This window comes from Streptomyces boninensis, assembly GCF_048572725.1.
GTDB classification, from domain to species: domain Bacteria; phylum Actinomycetota; class Actinomycetes; order Streptomycetales; family Streptomycetaceae; genus Streptomyces; species Streptomyces boninensis.
Genome location: NZ_CP183837.1, coordinates 4,604,966 through 4,624,964, shown reverse-complemented (window position 1 = coordinate 4,624,964; position 19,999 = coordinate 4,604,966). Strand labels below are relative to the sequence as shown.

Below are 19,999 nucleotides of genomic sequence, written 5' to 3'. Positions count from 1 at the left end.
GCCGCTACGAGAAAGGCACATCCATGCAAAGGACGAGACGCACCACCCCAGCCCTGATCGCCTTGCTGGCGGTCCTGCTGACCCTCCTCACCGCGAGTCCGCCCGCCACCGCCGCGCCCCTGCTGTCCTCGACCTTCCCCGACTGGACCCGCCAGACGAGCGGCAGCGTCGACGCGGACTTCGCCGCGGACACCGGCACCAAGCACGACGGCGAGGCCGCGCTGAAGATCGTCAACAACACGGCCAGGAAGCCGGACACCTTCGCCTTCCTCGCCCAGAAGGTGCCGGTCAAGCCGGACACCACCTACGAGTTCAGCGCCTGGACCAAGTCCGAGGGGATGCCGGACCTGGGCCTCCAGATCACCCTCAGCCCCGACTGGTCGCAGCGCCACACCTTCCCCGCGGGCACGTACGACTGGACGAAACGCACCTGGACGTACACCACCAAGGCCGACCAGACGACCCTCGACTACCGGCTCCTCAGCCAGGACAAGACGACCGGCTTCTGGCTCGACGGCCTGACCATGGCGGAGCAGGGCACCACGGCCAACCTCCTGAAGAACCCCGGCTTCGAGCAGCACGCCCCGCCGAACCTGATCACCTCGCCGTCGCTGGTCTTCACCACGGGTCAGGCAAAGGTGCAGCTCAAGTCGGCCCCGGACATCGCGGGCCCGGCCACCTGGACCGTACGGGACGAGCAGCAGCGGTCGGTCGACACCGGCAGCGTCCGCTATACGAACGGCGCCGCCACCCTCGACCTAACGGACCTCGGCCCCGGCTACTACCACCTGGAGGTCAGCCTCGACGCCGGCTCGGAGCCTTCGGTCACCAGGACCGACTTCGCCGTCCTGGCCCCGGCCCCGTCCAGCACCATCAGCCCGTCCTCCCCCTTCGGCGTCGCCGTCCACCTCGGCGACGGCAACGCGATGAACGCCAAGCTCGCCGACCTCGCCCAGCAGGCGGGCATCTCGCACGCCCGCAGCGACGTCTACTGGGACAAGGTCGAGAAGACCAAGGGCCAGTACACCTTCCCGGCCGGCTGGGACACCGACTTCAAGCGCTTCAAGGACCGGGGCATCACCCCGCTCCCGATCTCCACCTACCGCAACCCGCTCTACGACAGCGGCAAGACGCCGTCGACCCCCGAGGGCCTGGCCGCGTACGCCGCGTACACCAGCGCGCTCGCCGACCACTACAAGGACCTGACGAAGTCGGTCGAGGTCTACAACGAGTTCAACATCAACTTCAACGACGGCGCCTGCGGCCGCACCCCCGCCTGCTACTACGACATGCTCCGCACCACCGCGGAGAAGGTGAAGGCCGCCAACCCGGACACCAAGGTCGCCGGACCCGCCACCGCGGGCCTCGCCCTCGACTGGGTGGACGAGCTGCTGCGCCTCGGCGGCACCAAGCACCTCGACGCGGTGTCGGTGCACCCGTACCGCTACCCGAACACCCCCGAGGGCATCGACGACGAGATGACGGCGCTGCGGAACGTGATCCGCAGCCACAACGACGGCAAGGACAAGCCGATCTGGCTCACCGAGCTCGGCTGGCCGACGAACGAGGGCGGCGGCACCTCCCGCCTCCAGCAGGCCGACTACCTGGTCCGCGCGCAGGCGCAGGCGCTGAGCCACGGCGCGGAGCGCTTCTTCTGGTACGAGCTGATGGAGAGCGGCACCGACCCGGCAGAGAAGGAGCACCACTTCGGTCTGCTGCAGTGGCCGGGCGGCGGCGTCACCGAGGCGCTGGCGCCGAAGGAGGCGTTTGTGACGCAGGCGGTCATGACGCGGCAGCTGGCGGGGAAGAAGTTCGCCGCCAAGGACGACATCGCCGAGCCCGCGTACTCGTACCGCTTCGGCGACGGCGCGGACGCGACCCGGGTGATGTGGGCCGCGCCCGACCGGCGCGCGGTCACGCTGCGCACCGACAGCCCGCTGAAGGTGACGGACGCGTACGGCCGCGCCAAGACGCTCACGCCGAACGCCGGCACCGTCCGCCTCGACCTGGACCAGCAGCCGGTCTTCGTCACCGGCCCGGTGCGGAGCGTCGGCGCGGCGGAGGCGCCCGCGCTGAAGCTCAGCGCCCCGAAGAAGGCCGCGACCGGCGACACCGTGCCGGTGAAGCTGACCGTGGACCGCACCGGGGCCGCGGGCGCCGGCCTGCCGCAAAGTCTCGATGTGCAGGTGGAAGGCGAGAAGAAGCGGGTGAAGGCGCCCAAGGGCAAGGTCACCACCGCCACTTTCGAGGCCCCGGCCGGCAGCAGGCTCCAGGACCGGCACTTCGTCGCCGACGTCGCCCGCGGCAAGCGCCCGCTGGCCCGGCTGACCGCGTCCACCACCGTCGCCCGCCCGGTCGAGCTCTCCGCCGACCCGGTGGTCACCGCGGCCGACCCGGCCGCCGGAAAGGTGGAGATCACCCTCGCCAACAACCATCTGGACAAGTCCCTCCCGGTCGACGACGTGGCGTGGAAGATCGGCGATACGGAGGGCGAGAAGGGCGACATCGCGGATATCCCGGCATCCTCGTCCCGTACGGTCACGGTGCCGCTCGCGTCGGTGCGGCCCTGGGATCCGTACGAGCAGAAGATCACCGCCCGGCTTCCGGGCCATGACCCGCTGACCGTCTCCGGCACCACCGGCTTCAACCCGGCGCAGCGCGAGGGTGCGAGCGGGGCGTCGGCGATCGATCTGGGGAAGCAGGGCGAGTGGTCGAAGTACACGGAAGACTGGGGCGGCGCCGATGATCTGTCGGGGCCGGTCAAGGTGGCGCACACGGACGACGAGCTGGTGCTGACCGCGGATGTCTCCGACGACGCCTTCGCGCAGGACAATCCGGCGTCGACGATGTACAACGGCGACTCGATCCAGTTCGCGCTGAGCCCGCAACTGCCCGGCCGCTCCGCGCAGATGACGGAGATCGGCCTGGCGAAGCTGAAGTCCGGCGCCACGGCGTACACCTACATGGCGGCCGGTGCGGCGCAGACGGGCCCGACCGAGGGTGCGAAGACGGAGGTCACGCGAGAAGGCACGGTCACCTCGTACAAGGTCCGCATCCCCTGGAAGTCGCTCGGCCTCGACGCCCGGCCGGACCGCCCGGTCGCGCTGTCGATGATCGTGAACGACAACGACGGGAAGGGGCGGCGCGGCTTCCTCGAGTGGGGTTCGGGGGTCGGCCGTACGAAGGACACGGCGCTGTTCCGGCCGCTGCAGTTCATGGAGTGACGGCGGGATGCCGGGGGCGGACGCGCGGGCCGGCGGGGCCCGCGCCTCCGCCGCGCCTGCAGGCCAGGTGCCGATAGGATCCCGCCGTGCCCCATTTCGTGGCGGTCCTGGCGCCCGACGGCGCCGGCGCCTTTGAACTCGGCGTCTCGCGCCGCGTCTTCGGCATGCGGCCGGTGGAGCGAATAGCGGGTTAGGGCCCGATGGCCTCGAGAGACCACGCAGGCCGCGCACGCCTATTGACCCCCGTTCAAACCCGCGAGTAACTTCACGACAGCGTCGCTGAAATGCCCCTGTCAACAACGCTGTTGTCCTTGGGAGTAACCAGATGCCGTTCCACACCCGCATGCGTGGCCGCCTCGTGGCGGTCGGCGCCACCCTCGCCGCCACCGCCGCTCTCGGCGCACCGGCGGCGCAAGCCGCCACCGCCTCCGACGACCTCGACTACGTCGCCCTCGGCGACAGCTACAGCGCCGGCTCCGCGATCCTGCCGCTGGACCCGACGGCCCCGCTGCTCTGCGCCCGCTCGCTGCTCAACTACCCCCACGTCATCGCCAAGAAGACCGGCGCCGACTTCAAGGACGTCACCTGCGGCGGCGCCCAGTCCCCGCACTTCACCACGGCCCAGTACCCGGGCGTGGCCCCGCAGGTCGACGCGCTCAGCGACGACACCGACCTGGTGACGATGACGATGGGCGGCAACGACAACGGCACCTTCATCGGCGCGATCACGGCCTGCGCGACGGCCGGCATCGGCTCCGGCGGCAAGGGCAGCCCGTGCAAGGACAAGAACGGCTCGACCTTCGCGGACGCCGTCGACCAGAAGACGTACCCGGCCCTGAAGGCAGGCTTCGCCGAGGTGGCGAAGAATGCCCCGAACGCAAAGTTCGCCGTCCTCGGCTACCCGTGGATCCTGCCCGCGGCCAAGGGCTGCTTCCCCACCCTCCCGGTCGCCGAAGGCGACGTCCCGTACCTCCGCGACCTCCAGACCCACCTCAACTCGGCGGTGGAGCGGGCCGCCAAGGATAACGGCATGACCTTCGTCGACTTCGCCAAGGTCTCCGAGGGCCACGACGCCTGCAAGCCCCTCGGCACCCGCTGGATCGACCCAGTCCTCTCCACCTCGCCGGTGCACCCGAACATGCTCGGCGAGGCAAAGATGGCCGAGCAGACCATGAAGGTCATGGGCCTGAGCTGATCAACTTCCCGCCGGCGGTGTGAGGTCCACCGCCGGCGGGTTGAGCCGGGCGAAGCCCTCCTGGCGCTGGTACGGGAAGTGGGGGTACGGGAGGTCGCGGGCGCTTGCGGCGTCCAGCTTTGCGGTCTGGTCTGCGGTCAGGGACCAGCCGACCGCGCCCAGGTTCTGGCGGAGTTGCTCCTCATTGCGGGCGCCGATGATGACCGAGGAGACGGTCGGGCGCTGGAGGAGCCAGTTCAGGGCGATTTGGGGGACCGTCTTGCCTGTCTCCTCCGCGATCTCGTCGAGGGCGTCCACCACCCGGTACAGCAGCTCGTCCGGTACGGGCGGGCCGAAGGACGCCGTGTCGTGCAGGCGGCTGGCGGACGGGAGGGGTGTGCCGCGGCGGATCTTGCCGGTCAGGCGGCCCCAGCCCAGCGGGGACCACACCACCGCGCCGACGCCCTCCTCCTGGGCGAGCGGCATCAGGTCCCACTCGTAGTCGCGGCCGACGAGGGAGTAGTAGACCTGGTGGGCGGCGTAGCGCGGCCAGCCGTGGGTGTCGGCCGCGGACAGGGACTTCATCAGCTGCCAGCCGGGGTAGTTGGAGACGCCCGGGTAGCGGATCTTCCCCGCCCTTACCAGCTGGTCGAGGGTCGACAGGACCTCCTCGGCCGGGGTCGAGGCGTCGTACGCGTGCAACTGGAAGAGGTCGATGCGGTCCGTGTCCAGGCGGCGCAGGGCGTCCTCGACGGACTTGATCAGGCGGGTGCGGGAGGTGCCCGCGTCGCCGGGGCCCTCGCCCATCGGCAGGCCCGCCTTGGTCGAGATGAGCACCTCGTCGCGGCGGCCCTTGATGGCCGCGCCCAGCACCTCCTCGGACGCGCCGTCGGAGTAGACGTCCGCGGTGTCGAACATCGTGATCCCCGCGTCCAGCGCGACATCCACCATGCGGCGGGCCTCGTCGACATCCGTCGTGCCCCACGCCCCGAAGAGCGGCCCGCGGCCGCCGAAGGTGCCGGTGCCGAAGCTGAGAGCGGGGACCTTGAGGCCGGAGCGGCCCAACTGGCGGTATTCCATGATGGCGGCCCTTCTAATGGGTTTGGGGTTCCGTTAGTGCAATCAAGCTAGCACGGCACTCTTGCGTAATGGAACCCCAGACCCTTTACGGGTCCGTGCCCCGCAACCCGTGGAGTAAGTTGCCCGCGTGGCCAACACGCGAGAAGCAGGGGCGAGTCGAAGATCGGCCGTCGCGTTCGCCGGGGTCGTCGGGGGGCTGGCAGGGGCCGCCCTCGCCGGGCACCGGGGGCGGCGCGCGGGGGTGTGCGGGGCGGTGGCCGGCGGCGTCGCCCTCGCGGCGGCGGAGGCCGTGGCGCGCAAGCGGCAGCGGCCCGGGGAGCTGCCCCCGCTGTGGCAGCGGATCGCGATGAGCGGCGCCCTCACGGCACCCGTGGCGTGGGTGGCCGGGCGGCTCACCGGCGCCCGCCCGGTCCCGGTCGGGACGGTCGCGGGAGCGGCCGCGGGCGCCATGGGCGTACGGCCGCACAAGGTGGCGCTCGGCCCGGTCGTGGGCGCGGCCGTCGGCGCCGCATACGCCAGGCGCGACCGCCCCGCCCCCGCCGCGCTCGTGGCGAGCAGCGCCGTCGTCGGCTTCCGGGTGCTGTCGGCGCTCGTGTTCCGCGATCCGCAGGTCAGCCTGCTCGCGGAGCGCGTGCCGCGGGAGCAGCTGCCCTTCGTGGTGCCGCTGGAGGCGCGCTCCCGGTACGTAGGCACGGGTTACGTGAAGGAGCTGGCCGCGGCCGTCGGCGGCGACTACCGGGCCGACACCCCCGACGTCGGCATTGTCCACTCCCTCGACGAGCTCGCCGGGCCCGGCTTCGACCCGGCCGCCGTCGACCCGCTGGTGCGGGAGTTCTACGAGCACACCGCCCGCTTCACGCTCGACATCACCCCGGAGTGGCGGCACTGGGTCCGCCCCGGCTACCTGCTCTACCGCCACCTCCTCGCCCGTCCGCTCGGCCAGGCGAACGTGCCCATGAACCAGCGCGAGACCCAGCGCGGGATGCGCAGCCGCATCGACACGATCACGGGCGGCGGCGAGGTCACGGTGCGCGGCTGGATCCGCTCGTACGCCGACACCGACGAGCCCATCTATGTCGGCATCTATACGACATACCGGCACGAGGGCCAGGGCTACGTCAGCGTCGGCTTCCCGCTCCCCGGCGCCGGGTTCACCGCCACGCTGCGGCCGGAGGCCCGCGACGGCGGCGGGCTCATACTCAGCAGCCAGAGCCGCGGCGAGGGCGATCACCCCGGGCACTACCTGACCTTCTCCGACCAGGAGACCGGCGAGCTCACCTCCCTCGCCGTGCACGGCTTCGGCGAGCGGCTCGACGTGTACGTGGGCGAGGACGGGCTGCGCGCCGAGCATGCCTTCTCGGTGTTCGGGCTGCCGTTCCTGGTACTGCACTACCGCATGACGCGCAAGCACGGCTGACGCACCACCGGATACTCCACCGGGAGTAGAACGCCCCACACCGCCTCCGACCTGGGAGGGCCGCTTCCGCTTGACCCGCGCCCGTAGGGTCGAGCGCATGGATCTGCGACTACCCCGGCGCGTCAGCGCCCTGCGCGGCCCGCGCCGATGGATCGCCGCCGCCGCGGCGCTCATCGTGCTCGCCGGGCTCGGCACCTGGACCGCGACCGCCGCCACCGGCGACGACGGCACCCGGGTGCAGCGCTCCGACCGGACGATGGCGATGCCGGGGGCGCGGATCGACACCTCGTACTTCACCGCGGGGGACCAGAGCGGCCGCCGCCCCGCCGTCCTGCTCGGGCACGGCTTCGGCGGCAGCAAGGACGACAACCGGGCGCAGGCCGAGAAGCTGGCCAAGCAGGGTTACGCCGTCCTGACCTGGTCCGCCCGCGGCTTCGGCGACTCCACCGGGAAGATCGGGCTGAACGACCCGAAGCACGAGGTCAAGGACGTCGGCCGGCTCATCGACTGGCTGGCGAAGCGACCCGAGGTGCAGCTCGACAAGGACGGCGACCCCCGGGTGGGCATGGCCGGGGCGTCGTACGGCGGCGCCATCTCGCTGCTCGCCGCCGGATACGACAACCGGGTCGACGCCATCGCCCCGCAGATCACGTACTGGAACCTGGCCGACGCCCTCTTCCCCAACGGCGTCTTCAAGAAGCTGTGGGCCGGGCTCTTCTTCACCACCGCCTCCGTCGACCTGACCGGCAGCCCGCAGCCCGGCGGTGGCGGCGGCAAGCCCGGCTGCGGGCGCTTCGCCGCGGACCTGTGCGAGATGTACGAGCGGGTCGCCGTCAGCGGCAAGCCCGACGACGCCGCCCGCAAGCTCCTGGAGCAGCGCAGCCCGTCCGCCGTCGGCGACCGCATCGACGTCCCCGCGCTGATCACCCAGGGCCAGTCCGACTCGCTCTTCCCGCTCGGCCACGCCGACGCCATGGCGAAGCAGATCAAGAAGAACGGCGCCCCGGTCGCCGTCGACTGGATCCCGGGCGGCCACGACGGCGGCGACACGGAGCTGGGCCGGATCCAGGCCCGTACCGCCGCCTGGTTCGACCGCTATCTCAAGGACGACAAGGGCGCCGACACCGGACCCGCCTTCCGCGTCACCCGCACCGGCGGCGTGGACTCAGCCGACGGCGCGGCCCAGACCCGCGGCGCCGACAGCGACCACTACCCGGGCCTGGAGGCGGGCGACCGCACCGTCTCCCTCTCCGGCCGCGAGCAGTCCTTCGCCAACCCGCCGGGCGCCAGCCCGCCCGGCATCTCCGCCCTCCCGGGCGCGGGCGCGCTCGGCCAGCTGCCGTCGTCGCTGGGCGTCGGCCTCTCGCTCGACGTGCCCGGGCAGCACGCCCGCTTCGACTCCGCACCGCTGCGCAAGCAGGCGCAGATCACGGGCGAGCCGACGGTACGGGTCAAGGTCAAGGCCGACGCGAAGGACGCCGTCCTCTTCGGCAAGCTCTACGACGTCAGCGCGAACGGGCAGCAGCAGGTGCTGCCCAGCCAGCTCGTCAGCCCGGTGCGGGTGTCCGGCGCCGACAAGGGCCGTACGGTCGAGCTGAAGCTCCCCGCCGTCGACCACAAGGTCGCCGCGGGCCACCGCCTGCGCCTGGTCCTGGCCGCCACCGACCTCGGCTATGCCTCGCCCAACGACCCCGCCACCTACACCGTCTCGCTCGCCGGCGGTGGCGTGCACGTCCCCACCGCCCCCGAGGTGGACACCCAGCCCGCCGGGGTCCCCGCCTGGGTGTGGGCGCTGCCGGTCGCGGGCCTGGCGATCGCGGGCGGCCTGGTCTTCAGCAGCCGCCGCCGCGCGTCGGCCGCCCCCGACCCGGAGCTGGCGGGCGTACCGCTGCAGATCACCGGCCTGACGAAGCGCTACGGCAAGTCCGGCGACCGCTACGCCGTCCGCGACCTGTCCTTCCGCGTCGAACAGGGCCAGGTCCTCGGCCTCCTCGGGCCGAACGGGGCCGGGAAGACGACGACTCTGCGGATGCTGATGGGCCTGATCACCCCGGACGCGGGCGAGATCCGCGTCTTCGGCCACCAGATCACCCCCGGCGCCCCGGTCCTCTCCCGTACGGGCTCCTTCGTCGAGGGCGCGGGCTTCCTGCCGCACCTCACCGGGCGGCAGAACCTGGAGCTCTACTGGCACGCCACCGGCCGCCCGGCGGAGGACGCACACCTGGAAGAGGCCCTGGAGATCGCGGGCTTGGGCGACGCGCTGGAGCGGGCGGTACGGACGTACTCGCAAGGCATGCGCCAGCGCCTCGCCATCGCCCAGGCCATGCTCGGCCTCCCGGACCTGCTCATCCTCGACGAGCCGACCAACGGCCTCGACCCGCCCCAGATCCGCGAGATGCGCGAGGTCATGATCCGTTACGCGGAGGGCGGCAGGACCGTGATCGTCTCCAGCCACCTCCTCGCCGAGGTCGAGCAGTCCTGCACCCACCTGGTCGTGATGGACCGCGGGCAGCTGGTGCAGGCGGGCCCGGTCGCGGAGATCACCGGCGACGGGGACGGGCTGCTGGTCGGCCACGAAGGTGGGCCGCTCAGCGACGCGCTCCTGGAGAAGGTGCGGGCGCTGCCCGGCGTCGCCGCGGCCGCCAACGGCCCCGACGGCCTGCTCCTCCGCCTCGACCCCGGCGCCACAACCCCCGCCCGGCTGCTCCCCGAGCTGCTCGAACTCGGCGTCGAGGTGTCGTCGTACGGGACGGAACACCGCCTGGAGGACGCCTTCCTGACCCTGATCGGAGGGGACCGATGACCGCCCCGACCCTCATCGAGACCGCCCCCGGCTACCGTCCCGGGAAGACCCTCCCGCTCCGCGTCGAGCTGGTGCGCCAGCTGCGCCGCCGCCGGACGATGCTGATGTTCGGGGTGCTCGCGGTCCTGCCGTTTGTGCTGGTGGCGGCCTTCGCGCTGGCCGGTGGCCCGCAGGGCCGCGGCAACGACGAGGCCTCGCTGATGGACGCCGCCACCGCCTCCGGCGGCAACTTCACCGCCATGGCGCTCTTCGCCTCCGCCGGCTTCCTGCTGGTCGTGCCGGTGGCGCTGTTCTGCGGCGACACGGTCGCCTCCGAGGCGGGCTGGTCCTCGCTGCGCTACCTGCTCGCGGCGCCCGTGCCCAGGGCCAGGCTGCTGGCGAGCAAGCTGCTGGTCGCGCTGGGGCTGAGCGCGGCGGCGTTCCTGCTGCTGCCGCTGGTCGCGCTCGCCGTGGGCACGGTGGCGTACGGATGGGGGCCGCTGGAGCTGCCGACGGGCGGCGCGCTGCCGGCCGGGGACGTGCTGCCGCGGCTCGCGATGGTGGTCGCGTACCTCTTCGTCTCCCAACTGGTCACCGCTGCCCTGGCCTTCTGGCTCTCCACCCGTACGGACGCGCCGCTGGGCGCGGTCGGCGGCGCGGTCGGGCTGACCATCCTCGGCAACGTCCTCGACGCCGTCACCGCGCTCGGCGGCTGGCGGGATGTGCTGCCCGCGCACTGGGCGTACGCGTGGGTCGACGCGCTGCAGCCGCAGCTGGAGTGGGGCGGGATGGTGAAGGGGGCGGCGGTGTCGGTGAGTTATGCGCTGGTGCTGTTCGGCTTCGCCTTCAGGGGCTTTGCGCGGAAGGACATCGTGTCGTAGCGGGGAGCCTTTACAACGTTGGAACCCACCTCTATGTTGTCGGCCCATGACGCGCCGACTCCCCACCGTCCTCGCCCTGTTGCTCGCGCTCGTGGCCGCTCTGCTCGCCGCGCAGGCAGTCACGACGCCCGAGGCCTCCGCCGCCACCGGCACCAAACTCCGCGACGGCACCGGCCTCTACCCCCGCGCCATCCGCCTGGAACACAGCGGCGGCGCCAACGGCCGCGTGCTGGCGTCGGTGGTCACCTTCGACGGCAACAACGGCCTGGGCGCGATCTACGAATCCACCGACGGCGGCGGCAGCTTCGGCCAGGTCGGCACGGTCGCCGACCCGGAGGCGGCGGGCGGCCAGGGCCTGTGCTGCGCGACGCTGTACGAGCTGCCTCGGCAGGTGGGCGACCTGCCCGCCGGGACGCTGCTGTGGGCGGCGTCGGTGGGCCAGGACGAGGCCAACCGCCGCATGACGCTACGCGTCTTCAAGAGCACGGACACCGGCCGCTCCTGGTCGTACCTCTCCACGATCGCCACCGCCCCGAACGACAAGGGCCTGTGGGAGCCGGAGTTCTCGGTCGACGCAACCGGCGCCCTGGTGGCCCACTACTCCGACGAGACGGACGGCACCCACAGCCAGAAGCTGGTCGCCGCCCGGACCACCGACGGCGTCAACTGGACCGGCCACCACGACACGATCGCCAGCACCCTCGGCTCCGACCGCCCCGGCATGGCGGTGGTGCGGAAGCTGCCGAACGGCACCTACTTCATGTCGTACGAGATCTGCGCGGCGGCCGGGCAGTACATCTGCGTCGTCCACTTCCGCACGTCCGCGGACGGCTGGGACTGGGGCGACCCGAAGCACCTGGGCTATCGCCCGGAGACGGCCGACGGCAAGTACTTCAAGCACGCCCCGAACCTGGCCTGGAGCCCGGAGCCGGGCAACCCCAACGGGCGGCTGTATCTCGTCGGCCAGGTGCTGAAGAACAAGGACGACTCGACGGCTGCGGGCAGCGGCCGCACCGTATGGACCAACCCCGACAACGGCAACGGGCCCTGGAAGGAGATCCCGGCCCCGGTCGCGGTCGAGTCGACGAAGGTCGACTTCTGCCCCAACTACAGCTCCGCGCTGCTGCCTTCGCCCGACGGCAGCAAACTGCTGGAGATCGCCACCGACTGGGACGGCGACACCTGCAAGCCGTACTACGCCACCGGCGCCGCGAGCTGAGTCAGCGGCCGGGCGCCGGTGGCAGCACTCATCGCACCGGCGCCCCCGGACCCAACGGGATCCCGAGCGCCCACCACGCCAGGAACAGCAGCGTCCACGCCACCGTCATCGCGACCGCGAGCGGCAGCGTGTACGAGGCGAGGGTGCCGATGCCCGCCGACTTGCGGTAGCGCTGCAGGAAGCCCAGGGCCATCACGAAGTACGGGCTCATCGGCGTGATCGCGGTCGAGCCCGAGTCGGCGATGCGGAAGAGCGCCTGGGTCGTCTCGGCGGGCACGTCGACCAGCATCAGCATCGGCACCAGCACCGGGGCGGCCAGGGCCCACATCGCCGAGCCGCTGGTCACCATGATGTTGACCAGCGTCAGCAGCAGCAGGATCAGCAGGAAGACCACCACGATCGGCAGCCCGCTGCCCTTCAGCGCCTCCGCCGCATTGACCGACAGCACCTCGCCGATCTTCGACCACTCGAAGTACGCCAGGAACTGCGCGATGGCGAAGAAGAGGACGAGAACCGGCGCCATCTGCTTCACGCCCTCGGCCATCAGCTTCGGCACGTCGGCGGCCTTCTTGATGGTCCCGGCTCGGGTCCCGTACACGACGCCGGTGAGCAGGAAGAGGAAGGCGACGAACGCCGCGATGCCGTCCATCAGCGGCGACTCGGCGATGGCCCCGCCGTCGCCCCGCAGCGGCGACGAGCCGGGCAGCACCACGGCGGTGAGCGCGACGAGGCCGGCGGCCAGGGCGGCGATGGCGCGGCGCAGCGCGGAGCGCTCGCGGTCGCTGAGCTGGAGGGCGCCGATGTCCTCCAGGTCCGCGTCGGGGTCAGGGTCGAGGTCGGTGCGCTTGCTCAGCACCAGCCGGGTGATCAGGGTGATCACGGCGGCGAGGAGGAGCGAGGAGGCGATGTTGAAGAACCAGTTGCTGAGCGGGGAGACGTACGCGTCGTCGCCCCCGGCGATCTTCGCGGCGGCCGTCGTAATGCCCGCGAAGATCGCGTCGTTGGGCGTCGGCACCGGGCTGGCGTCGTACCCGGAGGCGATCGACGTATACGCGACGACGATGCCGAGGATCGGCGACCGGCCCACGGCCCGGAAGGCGAGCCCGCCGAGCGGGACCAGGATGATGTACGCCGCGGCCGAGGCCACATGCGCGACCGTGCCCGCGAAGGCGACCGCGAAGACCACCCAGGAGGCGGGCACGCGGGAGACGCCGCGCTTCATCAAGGCGGCGAGGAAGCCGGAGCGTTCGGCGACCGCGACGCCCATGATGACCACGACGATGGTGGCCATCGGCGGGAAGGCCGCGAAGTTCTCGATCATCGTCGAGGCGGCCATGGCGAGGCCGTCGCCGCTGAGCAGGTTCTGCACGACGACCGTCTTGCCGTCCTCGGGGGAGACGACGGAGACGTCGAGGGCGGCGAGCAGGGCGCTGACGGCGGCGAGGACCGCGGAGAGGATCCAGAAGAGCCAGAAGGGGTGCGGGAGGGCGTTGCCGGCGCGTTCGATGACGGCCATGGCGCGGAGGATGCGGGGGAGCTTCTCGGGGGGAGCGGAGACAGCCATGTCAACTCCAGGACAGAGGCGCGGGGATCAGCGGGTTCGGCTGGAGAGTCGGTAGTCGCGGACGAAGTCCCACAGCACCTCATGGGCCTCGATCGACTGGGTCACGTAGCCGCCGCCGCTGTAGCTGTCGGCGCCCGGCCAGGTGTGCCCGCCGTCCGTCACCGCGACGTGCCGCACCTCGGCGCCACGGTCGCAGTCCGTCCAGCCGGCGACGGTGATGTCCGGCGCGGTCGTACGGTCCGGGATCCGGCTCTCGCACCCATTGCGCGCCGCCCAGCCCGCGGCCCAGTCGCGGACCGCGGGCAGCCCGCGGTCGGCATCGCCGCCGTACGGGATCGTGGCGTCGCCCGTGCCGTGGAACTCCAGGACCGGGACGGGTCGGGAGGGGGCGCAGTCCTGACCCGTCCCGGGGTAGAAGGCGCCGGCCACCGGCGCGATCGCGGTGATGCGGTCGGCCATGCGGCAGGCGAGGAGGCCGGTGAGGCCGGCCCCGTTGGACTTGCCGGTGGCGTAGACGCGGCGCTCGTCCGTGCACAGCGTGGCCTGCAGCGCGTCGAGGAGATCGCCGGTGAAGGCGACGTCGTCCACGCCCGGGACGGAGTACGGGGCGCCCTGCCAGGCCTGCTTGCCTTCGTCGTCCACGACGCCCTCGGGGTAGGCGACGATCGCGGGGAGGGTGGAGAGCTTGGAGAACTCCTCGGTGGTGGCGGCGGCGTTGCCGCGCCCGTGGAAGGCGAGGACGACCGGCCAGTCCTTCTTGGCGGCGTAGTCCGCCGGCAGGTGCAGCCGGTAGCCGCGCTCGCGGCCGCCGCTGGTGAGGGTGTGGTCGGCGCTGGTGCCGGGGGTTTGCGGCGGCTGGGTGGCGCAGGCCGACGAGGCTGGCGCGCCGGATCCGGCGGGCGCGGCCTGAGCGGGGGCCGCCGGCGCCGAGGCGGCGGTGCCCGCGAGGGCGAGCGCGGTGGCGGCGAGGACCGTACGCAGAGGTGCTGAAGTGACCTTCAAGGCAAGCTCCTTCCGCCCGACCGCGTCGTTGCGGCAGGCTGGGTCATCAGGGCAGGTCTGACCTACGCGCGGCCCGGCGGGCCACCCGGAATGCGGCGGTGCTTGGGGGCGGGGGGTGCGGGGCGGCGAAGCCCCCGGATTCATTTGTCGGCGGACCGCGGCGGAGCCGCTATGTGGCCAGCCACTCCTTCGCGAAGCCGGTGATACGGGTGACGACCGCGGCCACGATGGCCGCACCGTCCTCGGGTGTTGCCGTGCGCGGGTCGCCGAGCACGCCGTTGGCGGCGAGCCGGTCGTACGGGACGGTCAGCGACGGGTGTCCCGGCCGTCGCGCGACCTTGGCGAGCGGGTCGAGTTGGGCGGTGGCGGTGGTGCCCGCGGCGAGGCGATCGCGGTGGACGAGCCCGGGGGCGAGGTGCAGCATCTGCGCCGTCTCGGCCTCGCCGCTGTGCCCGTGCACCTCGCTGACGCCCATGTCCGCGACCACCTCGGACGCGAGCGCGGTGACCGGCGTCCAGGCGAACCCGACGTCCGGGTGCGAGGTCAGCAGGTCCTGGGCGACGGTGGTGAGGGTGGCGTTGTTGCCGCCGTGCCCGGTGATCACGAGAAACTTCCGCCAGCCGTGCCGCCGCAGGCTGCCGACGTACTCGCGGACGAGTGCGGCGAGCGTGCCGGTGGTGAGCGTGACCGTGCCGGCGAAGGCGAGGTGATGCGGCGAGACGCCGACCGGCAGGGACGGGCCGATCACCGCCGAGCCGCCCAACTCCGCGGCCACCCGCTCGGCGACGGCCTCTGCGCGCAGGGTGTCGGTGGCGATCGGCATGCCCGGGCCGTGCTGCTCGTACGCGCCGGCGGGGAGGATGACGAGTGGGCTGGTACGGACCGCGGCGGCGGCCTCGACGGTGGTCATCTCGGCGAGCTTGAAGGTCATCGCCCGGCCGCCTTCCCATCGGCGTCGCCGGCCTCCGCCCCGCCGAAGTCGGCCGCGGCGACGGCGTCGCGGATGGCCGCCAGATGGTCCCGCGTCAGCCGCTCCGCGGCGGCCGCGTCGCCGTCCCGTACCGCCTCGAAGATCTGCACATGCTCCGCATGGTCGCGGTCCCGGTCGTTGTACCGGAAGCGGATCTCCACCTGCTCGCGGGCGCGGACGTGCAGCAGCGCCTCGATCGTCTCGCGGAGCAGCGGGTTGCGGCTGGCGTCGGCGAGGGCGACGTGGAAGTGCACGGACTGGCGCAGCGACTCCTCGGGCGGGAGCAGCGCATTGCGGGAGGCGGTCTCAAGCTGCCGTACGGCCTCGGGCTCCCGCAGCCGCGCCGCCGCGGCGGCGATGGCGGGCTCGACGACGAGGCGCGCCTCGACCAGTTCGAGCACCGACTCGCGGCTGCTGCGCGGGAGATGCGGATTGGCGAGCAGGCGGCGGTGGAGGCCGGGTCCGACGTACGTGCCGGAGCCGTGCCGGAATTCCACGACCCCGGTGGCCTCCAGGCGGCGCAGCGCCTCGCGCACGGTCGGGGTGGTCACCTCGAACCGCTTGGCCAGCTCGCGGGAGGACGCGATCGCGTCCCCGGGCGCGAGCCGCTCGGCTCGGATGATCTCGACTATGTCGTCCGCCAGGCGGGCGGAGAGCGACTGCTCGCCGTAACTCATGAAGTGACTAAATCAATTGATGAGTTCGGGCGTCAATGGTCGTGCGCGGCCGGATTCCGGCGGGCTCAAAGGTGCTCGGACACCAGCACCGCCGAGGTGCCGGGCTCCAGGGCCTCGAAGATGTGCGGGGCGTCGCCCGGATACGACACGTAGTCGCCTGGCGACAGCTCCACGGGCTCGTCCATGGGGCCGACCAGGGCGCGGCCCGAGCCCAGGATCACGTGCTCGACGACGCCGGGGTTGTGCGGGTCGGAACGCCGGGCGCTGCCGGGCTCCGCGGCGATGTGGTACAGGTCCCGGCGGGTGCGCGGAGGGCTGACGGCGAGGATGGTGGCCACGTAGTCGGCGTGTTCCGAGGAGAAGGACGGGCCCTCGCCGGCGCGGATCACCTGGACGTGGGGGCGGGGCGGCTCCAGTAGCTGGGCGAAGGGGATCTCCAGGGTCGTGCTGAGCGCCCAGAGCGTCTCCACGCTCGGATTGCCGCCGCCCGACTCCAGCTGGGAGAGCGTCGACTTGGCGATGCCCGCGCGCCGGGCGACCTCGGCGAGGGAGAGGCCGGTGCGGGCGCGTTCGCGGCGGAGGGAGGCGGCGATGACGTCGAGCGGGGCGCCGGCGGGGGCTGGCCTTCCGGCTGATTTGTCCTGGTCAGCGGCCATGGGTTCGCTCCAGCGGTCGGATCGTTCGACTTGACGAACGGGACGGTGGTGTTCTACATATAGTGCCATGCGTTCGATATGGCGAACCCTGGGGCGGGATCTGGCCCGCGACATCGCGCTGGTCTGCGCGGCCGACGCGATAGTCGGCGCCTCCTTCGGGGCCATCGCGGTCAGTGCCGGGCTGCCGCTGTGGCTGCCGATGCTGCTGTCCGTGGTGGTCTTCGCCGGGGCGTCGCAGTTCATCTTCGTCGGCCTGCTGGCGGCGGGCGGCAACCCGATCGCGGCCGTGGCCGCCGGGCTGCTGGTCAACGCCCGCCACCTCCCGTTCGGCTTCACCGTCGGGGACGTGCTCGGGAAGGGCTGGATGCGGCGCCTCGTCGGCAGCCACATCATGATCGACGAGAACGTCGCCTTCACCCTCGCCCAGCGCGACCCGCAGCGCCGCCGGGCGGCGTACTGGGTCTGCGGCCTCGCCCTCTTCGTCTGCTGGAACGTCGGCGTGCTGCTCGGCGCCCTCGCCGGCACCGCCATCAGCGATACGGACGCCTTCGGCCTGGACGCCGCGTTCCCCGCGGTGCTGCTGGCCCTCGTGCTCCCGTCGCTGCGCGAGGCCGGGACGCGGAAGGCCGCGCTCGCGGGCGTCGTGATCGCCCTGGCCGCGTCGCCGTTCCTGCCCGCCGGGCTGCCGGTGCTGCTGGCGTTGGCCGGGGTGGCGCTGGCGGGGGTGGGGTCGTCCGGGACGTCCGGGACGTCCGGCACTTCCAGGCCCCAGGAGAAGGAGCCGGCCCAGTGAATACCTCGTCATTCGCCCTGCTCGTGGGCACATTGGTGCTCGGCGCCGGCACCTTCGCCTTCCGCTTCGCCGGGCCCGTACTGAAGTCGCGGATGTCGCTGTCGCCGCGGGTGGAGCGGCTCTTCGGCGTGGCCACGGTGGTGCTGCTCGCCGCGCTGGTGGCCACGAACACCTTCCTCGACAGCGAGGGCGCGTTCAGCGGCGTCGCCCGTACGGCCGGGGTGCTGGTCGCGGGCGTACTCGCCTGGAAGAAGGCGCCGTTCGTGGTCATCGTGGTGGTTGCTGCAGGAGTGGCCGCCGGGCTGCGGCTGGCGGGAGTGAGTTAACGTAACCGCCGTGACGAGCGGCGGACACGAGACACTCACGTACGAGCGGTTCGGCACAGCCGTCCGCGAACTGGCGCAGACCATCGCGGACGACGGCTTCGTACCGGACGTCATCCTCTCCATCGCCCGCGGCGGGGTCTTCCTCGCCGGCGGCCTGGGATACGCGCTGGACTGCAAGAACCTGCACCTGATGAACGTCGAGTTCTATACGGGCGAGGGCACCACGCTCGACATGCCGGTGATGCTCCCGCCGGTGCCGAACGCGGTGGACTTCTCCCGCAAGCGCATCCTCGTGGCGGACGACGTCGCCGATACGGGCCGCACCTTGAAGCTGGTCCACGACTTCGTCGCCGACCACGTGGCGGAGGTCCGCAGCGCGGTCATCTACGAGAAGCCGCAGTCGCTGGTGAAGTGCGAGTACGTGTGGAAGAGCACGGATCGGTGGATCGACTTTCCGTGGTCGTCGGAGGCGCCGGTGACGGCGGGGTAATCCGGGCTCAGCGGGGGGTGCGTCCCGTACGAGATCCTCGTCCGGCTCCCAGGCCGCGTCCACGGTGACGGCCACATCCCAGGCGTGCACGACGAGGTCCACCAGGTGCAGCTGATCGGGGCGGACGCCGGCGACGGCGGCGAGTTGCTGCGTCAGTCGTTGGGCGGGGTGGCGTCGAATGAGGCGAAGTAGCCGGCTGCCATGTCCTCGTCGCCGTGGCCCTGCCGGGAGGCGCGCTCGAAGCGTTCCTTCGCGGCGGCGGTGAGGTCGAGGCGTACGCCTGCGCGGGCGGCTGCTTCCAGGGCGAGGCGGGCGTCCTTTGCGGCGTTGTCGACCGAGAAGCTGGTGTCGTAGTTGTTGGAGAGGATCAGGGCGGACTTGGCCTGGAGATAGCCGCTGTCCAGCGGGCCGCCGGTGACCAGGTCGAGGAACTGGCGGGGGTCCAGGCCGAGCTTCTCGGTCAGGGCGATGGCCTCGCCGACGCCGTGGGTGAGGGTGATCACCCAGGTGTTCAGGGCCAGCTTCAGGCGGCTTGCCGCGCCGGGCTCCTCGGCGAGCCACACCGTGCGGGCGCCGATCACGTCGAAGAGCGGCTGCACGGCGGGGCGTACGGACTCCGCGGCGGCGGCGATGACGGTCAGCTTGCCCAGCTCGGCGGGCTGCTTGGTGCCCGCGACGGGGGCGTCGACGAAGGCGAGTCCGGCCTTGGCGGCGTGCGCGGCGAGCTCGTCGACGTACTCGCCGACCGTGCTGATCTGCACCCATACGGTGCCCGCCGCCGGGCTCGCGGCCTGGATGACCTCCAGGGCGTGCGGGCCGTCGCTGAGGATCGTCAGGACGATGTCGGCGCCCGCGGCGGCCTCGGCGGGGGTGGCAGCGGCCGTCACGCCGTCGGGGGTGAGCGCCTCGGCCTTGCTCGCCGTCCGGTTCCAGGCCCGGACGGGAAAGCCGGCGCGGGCGAGGTTGCGGGTGATGGGGGCGCCGATGGTGCCGGTGCCGAGGACGGCGATGACGGGCTGGGCCGTGGGGGTGGCGGTCGAGGGGGCCGAGGACATGGGGGCTCCTAGTACCAGAGCGAACGGTTCAGAGTTCAAATTCTACGTTCGCCAATGCGAGTGAAATTCCGTCGCCCGTTCGTGTCGGGCGCTGGGACGGTGCTTGCAACCCGGGCTTTCCTGGAGGGGAGCACCTGGGAGTACATATGGGCAAGCACCGCAGCACATGGGGCGTAACCCCTGCTTCGGCGCGCCCTTTTGCGGTGTATGCGACGTTACTGGTCGCGGTGGCGGCACTGCTGCACGCGATGCTCGCTCCCGCGCAGGCGGCGGCACTTCCCCTGCAGCCTGATTACGGGACGCATCAGGCGGAGTCGCCGGCTGGGGCCCGGTCGCCGGTCGCGTCGTCTGTCGCCCGGTCTGACGATGGTGCGTCCGGGCAGCATGGGCAGCACGGGCATGGCAAGGCGCACGCCGTGGTCACCGGCGCCTCGGGCAAGGCCCGCGCGGGTGGGCCCGCGCCGCTGCCGCCGGTGCTGGCTGTGGCGGCGCCGCAGCTTGCTCCCGTGCCCGGGCGGTGCGGGGTGCGGGCCGGTGCGGTGGCGGGGGTGCCCGACTGGTCGTCGCCGCGCACGGTTGTGTTGCGCTGCTGAGGTGTGCCGCCCGGCCCGGTCGTCTCTCTTCCCCCTTCCTCACGATCGCGCGTGTCGCGCTGCTTCGCGGACCCTCCCCGAGCGGGCTCCCCGGCA

The 19,999-nt window shown here is 72.2% G+C and carries 17 protein-coding genes; 10 read left to right on the top strand and 7 right to left on the bottom strand.

Going from position 1 to position 19,999, the window contains the following annotated elements; genetic code table 11:
- Window positions 1–23: 23 nt before the first annotated feature.
- Both ACNNMR_RS21020 and ACNNMR_RS21015 read left to right on the top strand, forming a co-directional pair.
- A complete protein-coding gene (locus ACNNMR_RS21020) occupies window positions 24–3,224 on the top strand; it encodes a sugar-binding protein (protein ID WP_419996199.1) in 3,201 nt (1,066 codons plus the stop codon).
- Between the two features lie 325 nt (window positions 3,225–3,549).
- Window positions 3,550–4,419, top strand: a complete 870-nt coding sequence (locus ACNNMR_RS21015) for an SGNH/GDSL hydrolase family protein (RefSeq protein WP_419996198.1) — start codon at window positions 3,550–3,552, stop codon at window positions 4,417–4,419.
- On the opposite strand, the gene ACNNMR_RS21010 is transcribed toward ACNNMR_RS21015, so the two are convergent.
- Window positions 4,420–5,478: an aldo/keto reductase gene (locus ACNNMR_RS21010; RefSeq protein ID WP_419996197.1), complete on the bottom strand. Its 1,059-nt coding sequence runs from the start codon at window positions 5,476–5,478 to the stop codon at window positions 4,420–4,422.
- A 127-nt stretch (window positions 5,479–5,605) separates the two neighbouring features.
- Between ACNNMR_RS21010 and ACNNMR_RS21005 the strand changes: the two genes are divergently transcribed.
- The 4 genes from ACNNMR_RS21005 (at window position 5,606) to ACNNMR_RS20990 (ending at window position 11,777) form a co-directional block, all read left to right on the top strand.
- The gene (locus tag ACNNMR_RS21005; RefSeq protein WP_419996196.1) at window positions 5,606–6,895 is read left to right on the top strand and encodes a hypothetical protein; all 1,290 of its coding nucleotides are present in this window, start codon (window positions 5,606–5,608) and stop codon (window positions 6,893–6,895) included.
- Between the two features lie 97 nt (window positions 6,896–6,992).
- The gene (locus ACNNMR_RS21000) at window positions 6,993–9,698 is read left to right on the top strand and encodes an alpha/beta fold hydrolase (RefSeq protein ID WP_419996195.1); all 2,706 of its coding nucleotides are present in this window, start codon (window positions 6,993–6,995) and stop codon (window positions 9,696–9,698) included.
- On the top strand, window positions 9,695–10,558 hold the full coding sequence (locus ACNNMR_RS20995; RefSeq protein ID WP_419996194.1) for an ABC transporter permease: 864 nt from the start codon (window positions 9,695–9,697) through the stop codon (window positions 10,556–10,558). Before ACNNMR_RS21000 ends, ACNNMR_RS20995 begins: the two co-directional genes overlap by 4 nt.
- A 46-nt stretch (window positions 10,559–10,604) precedes the next feature.
- Window positions 10,605–11,777 (top strand): sialidase family protein, encoded by a 1,173-nt coding sequence (locus ACNNMR_RS20990; protein WP_419996193.1) that lies wholly within the window; start codon window positions 10,605–10,607, stop codon window positions 11,775–11,777.
- Window positions 11,778–11,805: 28 nt separating this feature from the next.
- Here the strand turns inward: ACNNMR_RS20990 and ACNNMR_RS20985 are convergent, their stop codons facing one another.
- The 5 genes from ACNNMR_RS20985 to ACNNMR_RS20965 form a co-directional block, all read right to left on the bottom strand.
- Window positions 11,806–13,341 (bottom strand): AbgT family transporter, encoded by a 1,536-nt coding sequence (locus ACNNMR_RS20985; protein WP_419996192.1) that lies wholly within the window; start codon window positions 13,339–13,341, stop codon window positions 11,806–11,808.
- Window positions 13,342–13,368: 27 nt separating this feature from the next.
- A complete protein-coding gene (locus ACNNMR_RS20980) occupies window positions 13,369–14,343 on the bottom strand; it encodes an alpha/beta hydrolase family esterase (protein ID WP_419996191.1) in 975 nt (324 codons plus the stop codon).
- 169 nt (window positions 14,344–14,512) lie between these two features.
- The gene (locus tag ACNNMR_RS20975; protein WP_419996190.1) at window positions 14,513–15,274 is read right to left on the bottom strand and encodes a creatininase family protein; all 762 of its coding nucleotides are present in this window, start codon (window positions 15,272–15,274) and stop codon (window positions 14,513–14,515) included.
- Complete coding sequence (locus ACNNMR_RS20970) at window positions 15,271–15,990, bottom strand: FadR/GntR family transcriptional regulator (protein ID WP_419996189.1); 720 nt, start codon at window positions 15,988–15,990, stop codon at window positions 15,271–15,273. The genes ACNNMR_RS20975 and ACNNMR_RS20970 overlap by 4 nt, the downstream gene beginning before the upstream one ends.
- A 65-nt stretch (window positions 15,991–16,055) precedes the next feature.
- Window positions 16,056–16,646 (bottom strand): helix-turn-helix domain-containing protein, encoded by a 591-nt coding sequence (locus ACNNMR_RS20965; protein ID WP_419996188.1) that lies wholly within the window; start codon window positions 16,644–16,646, stop codon window positions 16,056–16,058.
- 67 nt (window positions 16,647–16,713) lie between these two features.
- Between ACNNMR_RS20965 and ACNNMR_RS20960 the strand changes: the two genes are divergently transcribed.
- The 3 genes from ACNNMR_RS20960 to ACNNMR_RS20950 are packed head-to-tail and all read left to right on the top strand — an operon-like array spanning window position 16,714 to window position 18,255.
- Window positions 16,714–17,439: an AzlC family ABC transporter permease gene (locus ACNNMR_RS20960; protein WP_419996187.1), complete on the top strand. Its 726-nt coding sequence runs from the start codon at window positions 16,714–16,716 to the stop codon at window positions 17,437–17,439.
- Complete coding sequence (locus tag ACNNMR_RS20955; RefSeq protein WP_419996186.1) at window positions 17,436–17,765, top strand: AzlD domain-containing protein; 330 nt, start codon at window positions 17,436–17,438, stop codon at window positions 17,763–17,765. The genes ACNNMR_RS20960 and ACNNMR_RS20955 overlap by 4 nt, the downstream gene beginning before the upstream one ends.
- Before the next feature lie 10 nt (window positions 17,766–17,775).
- Window positions 17,776–18,255 (top strand): phosphoribosyltransferase, encoded by a 480-nt coding sequence (locus tag ACNNMR_RS20950; RefSeq protein WP_419996185.1) that lies wholly within the window; start codon window positions 17,776–17,778, stop codon window positions 18,253–18,255.
- Window positions 18,256–18,407: 152 nt separating this feature from the next.
- Here the strand turns inward: ACNNMR_RS20950 and ACNNMR_RS20945 are convergent, their stop codons facing one another.
- Window positions 18,408–19,310 (bottom strand): NAD(P)-dependent oxidoreductase, encoded by a 903-nt coding sequence (locus ACNNMR_RS20945; protein WP_419996184.1) that lies wholly within the window; start codon window positions 19,308–19,310, stop codon window positions 18,408–18,410.
- 203 nt (window positions 19,311–19,513) lie between these two features.
- Between ACNNMR_RS20945 and ACNNMR_RS20940 the strand changes: the two genes are divergently transcribed.
- Entirely contained in the window at window positions 19,514–19,903 is a 390-nt protein-coding gene (locus tag ACNNMR_RS20940) for a hypothetical protein (RefSeq protein ID WP_419996183.1), read from the top strand.
- Window positions 19,904–19,999 lie beyond the last annotated feature (96 nt).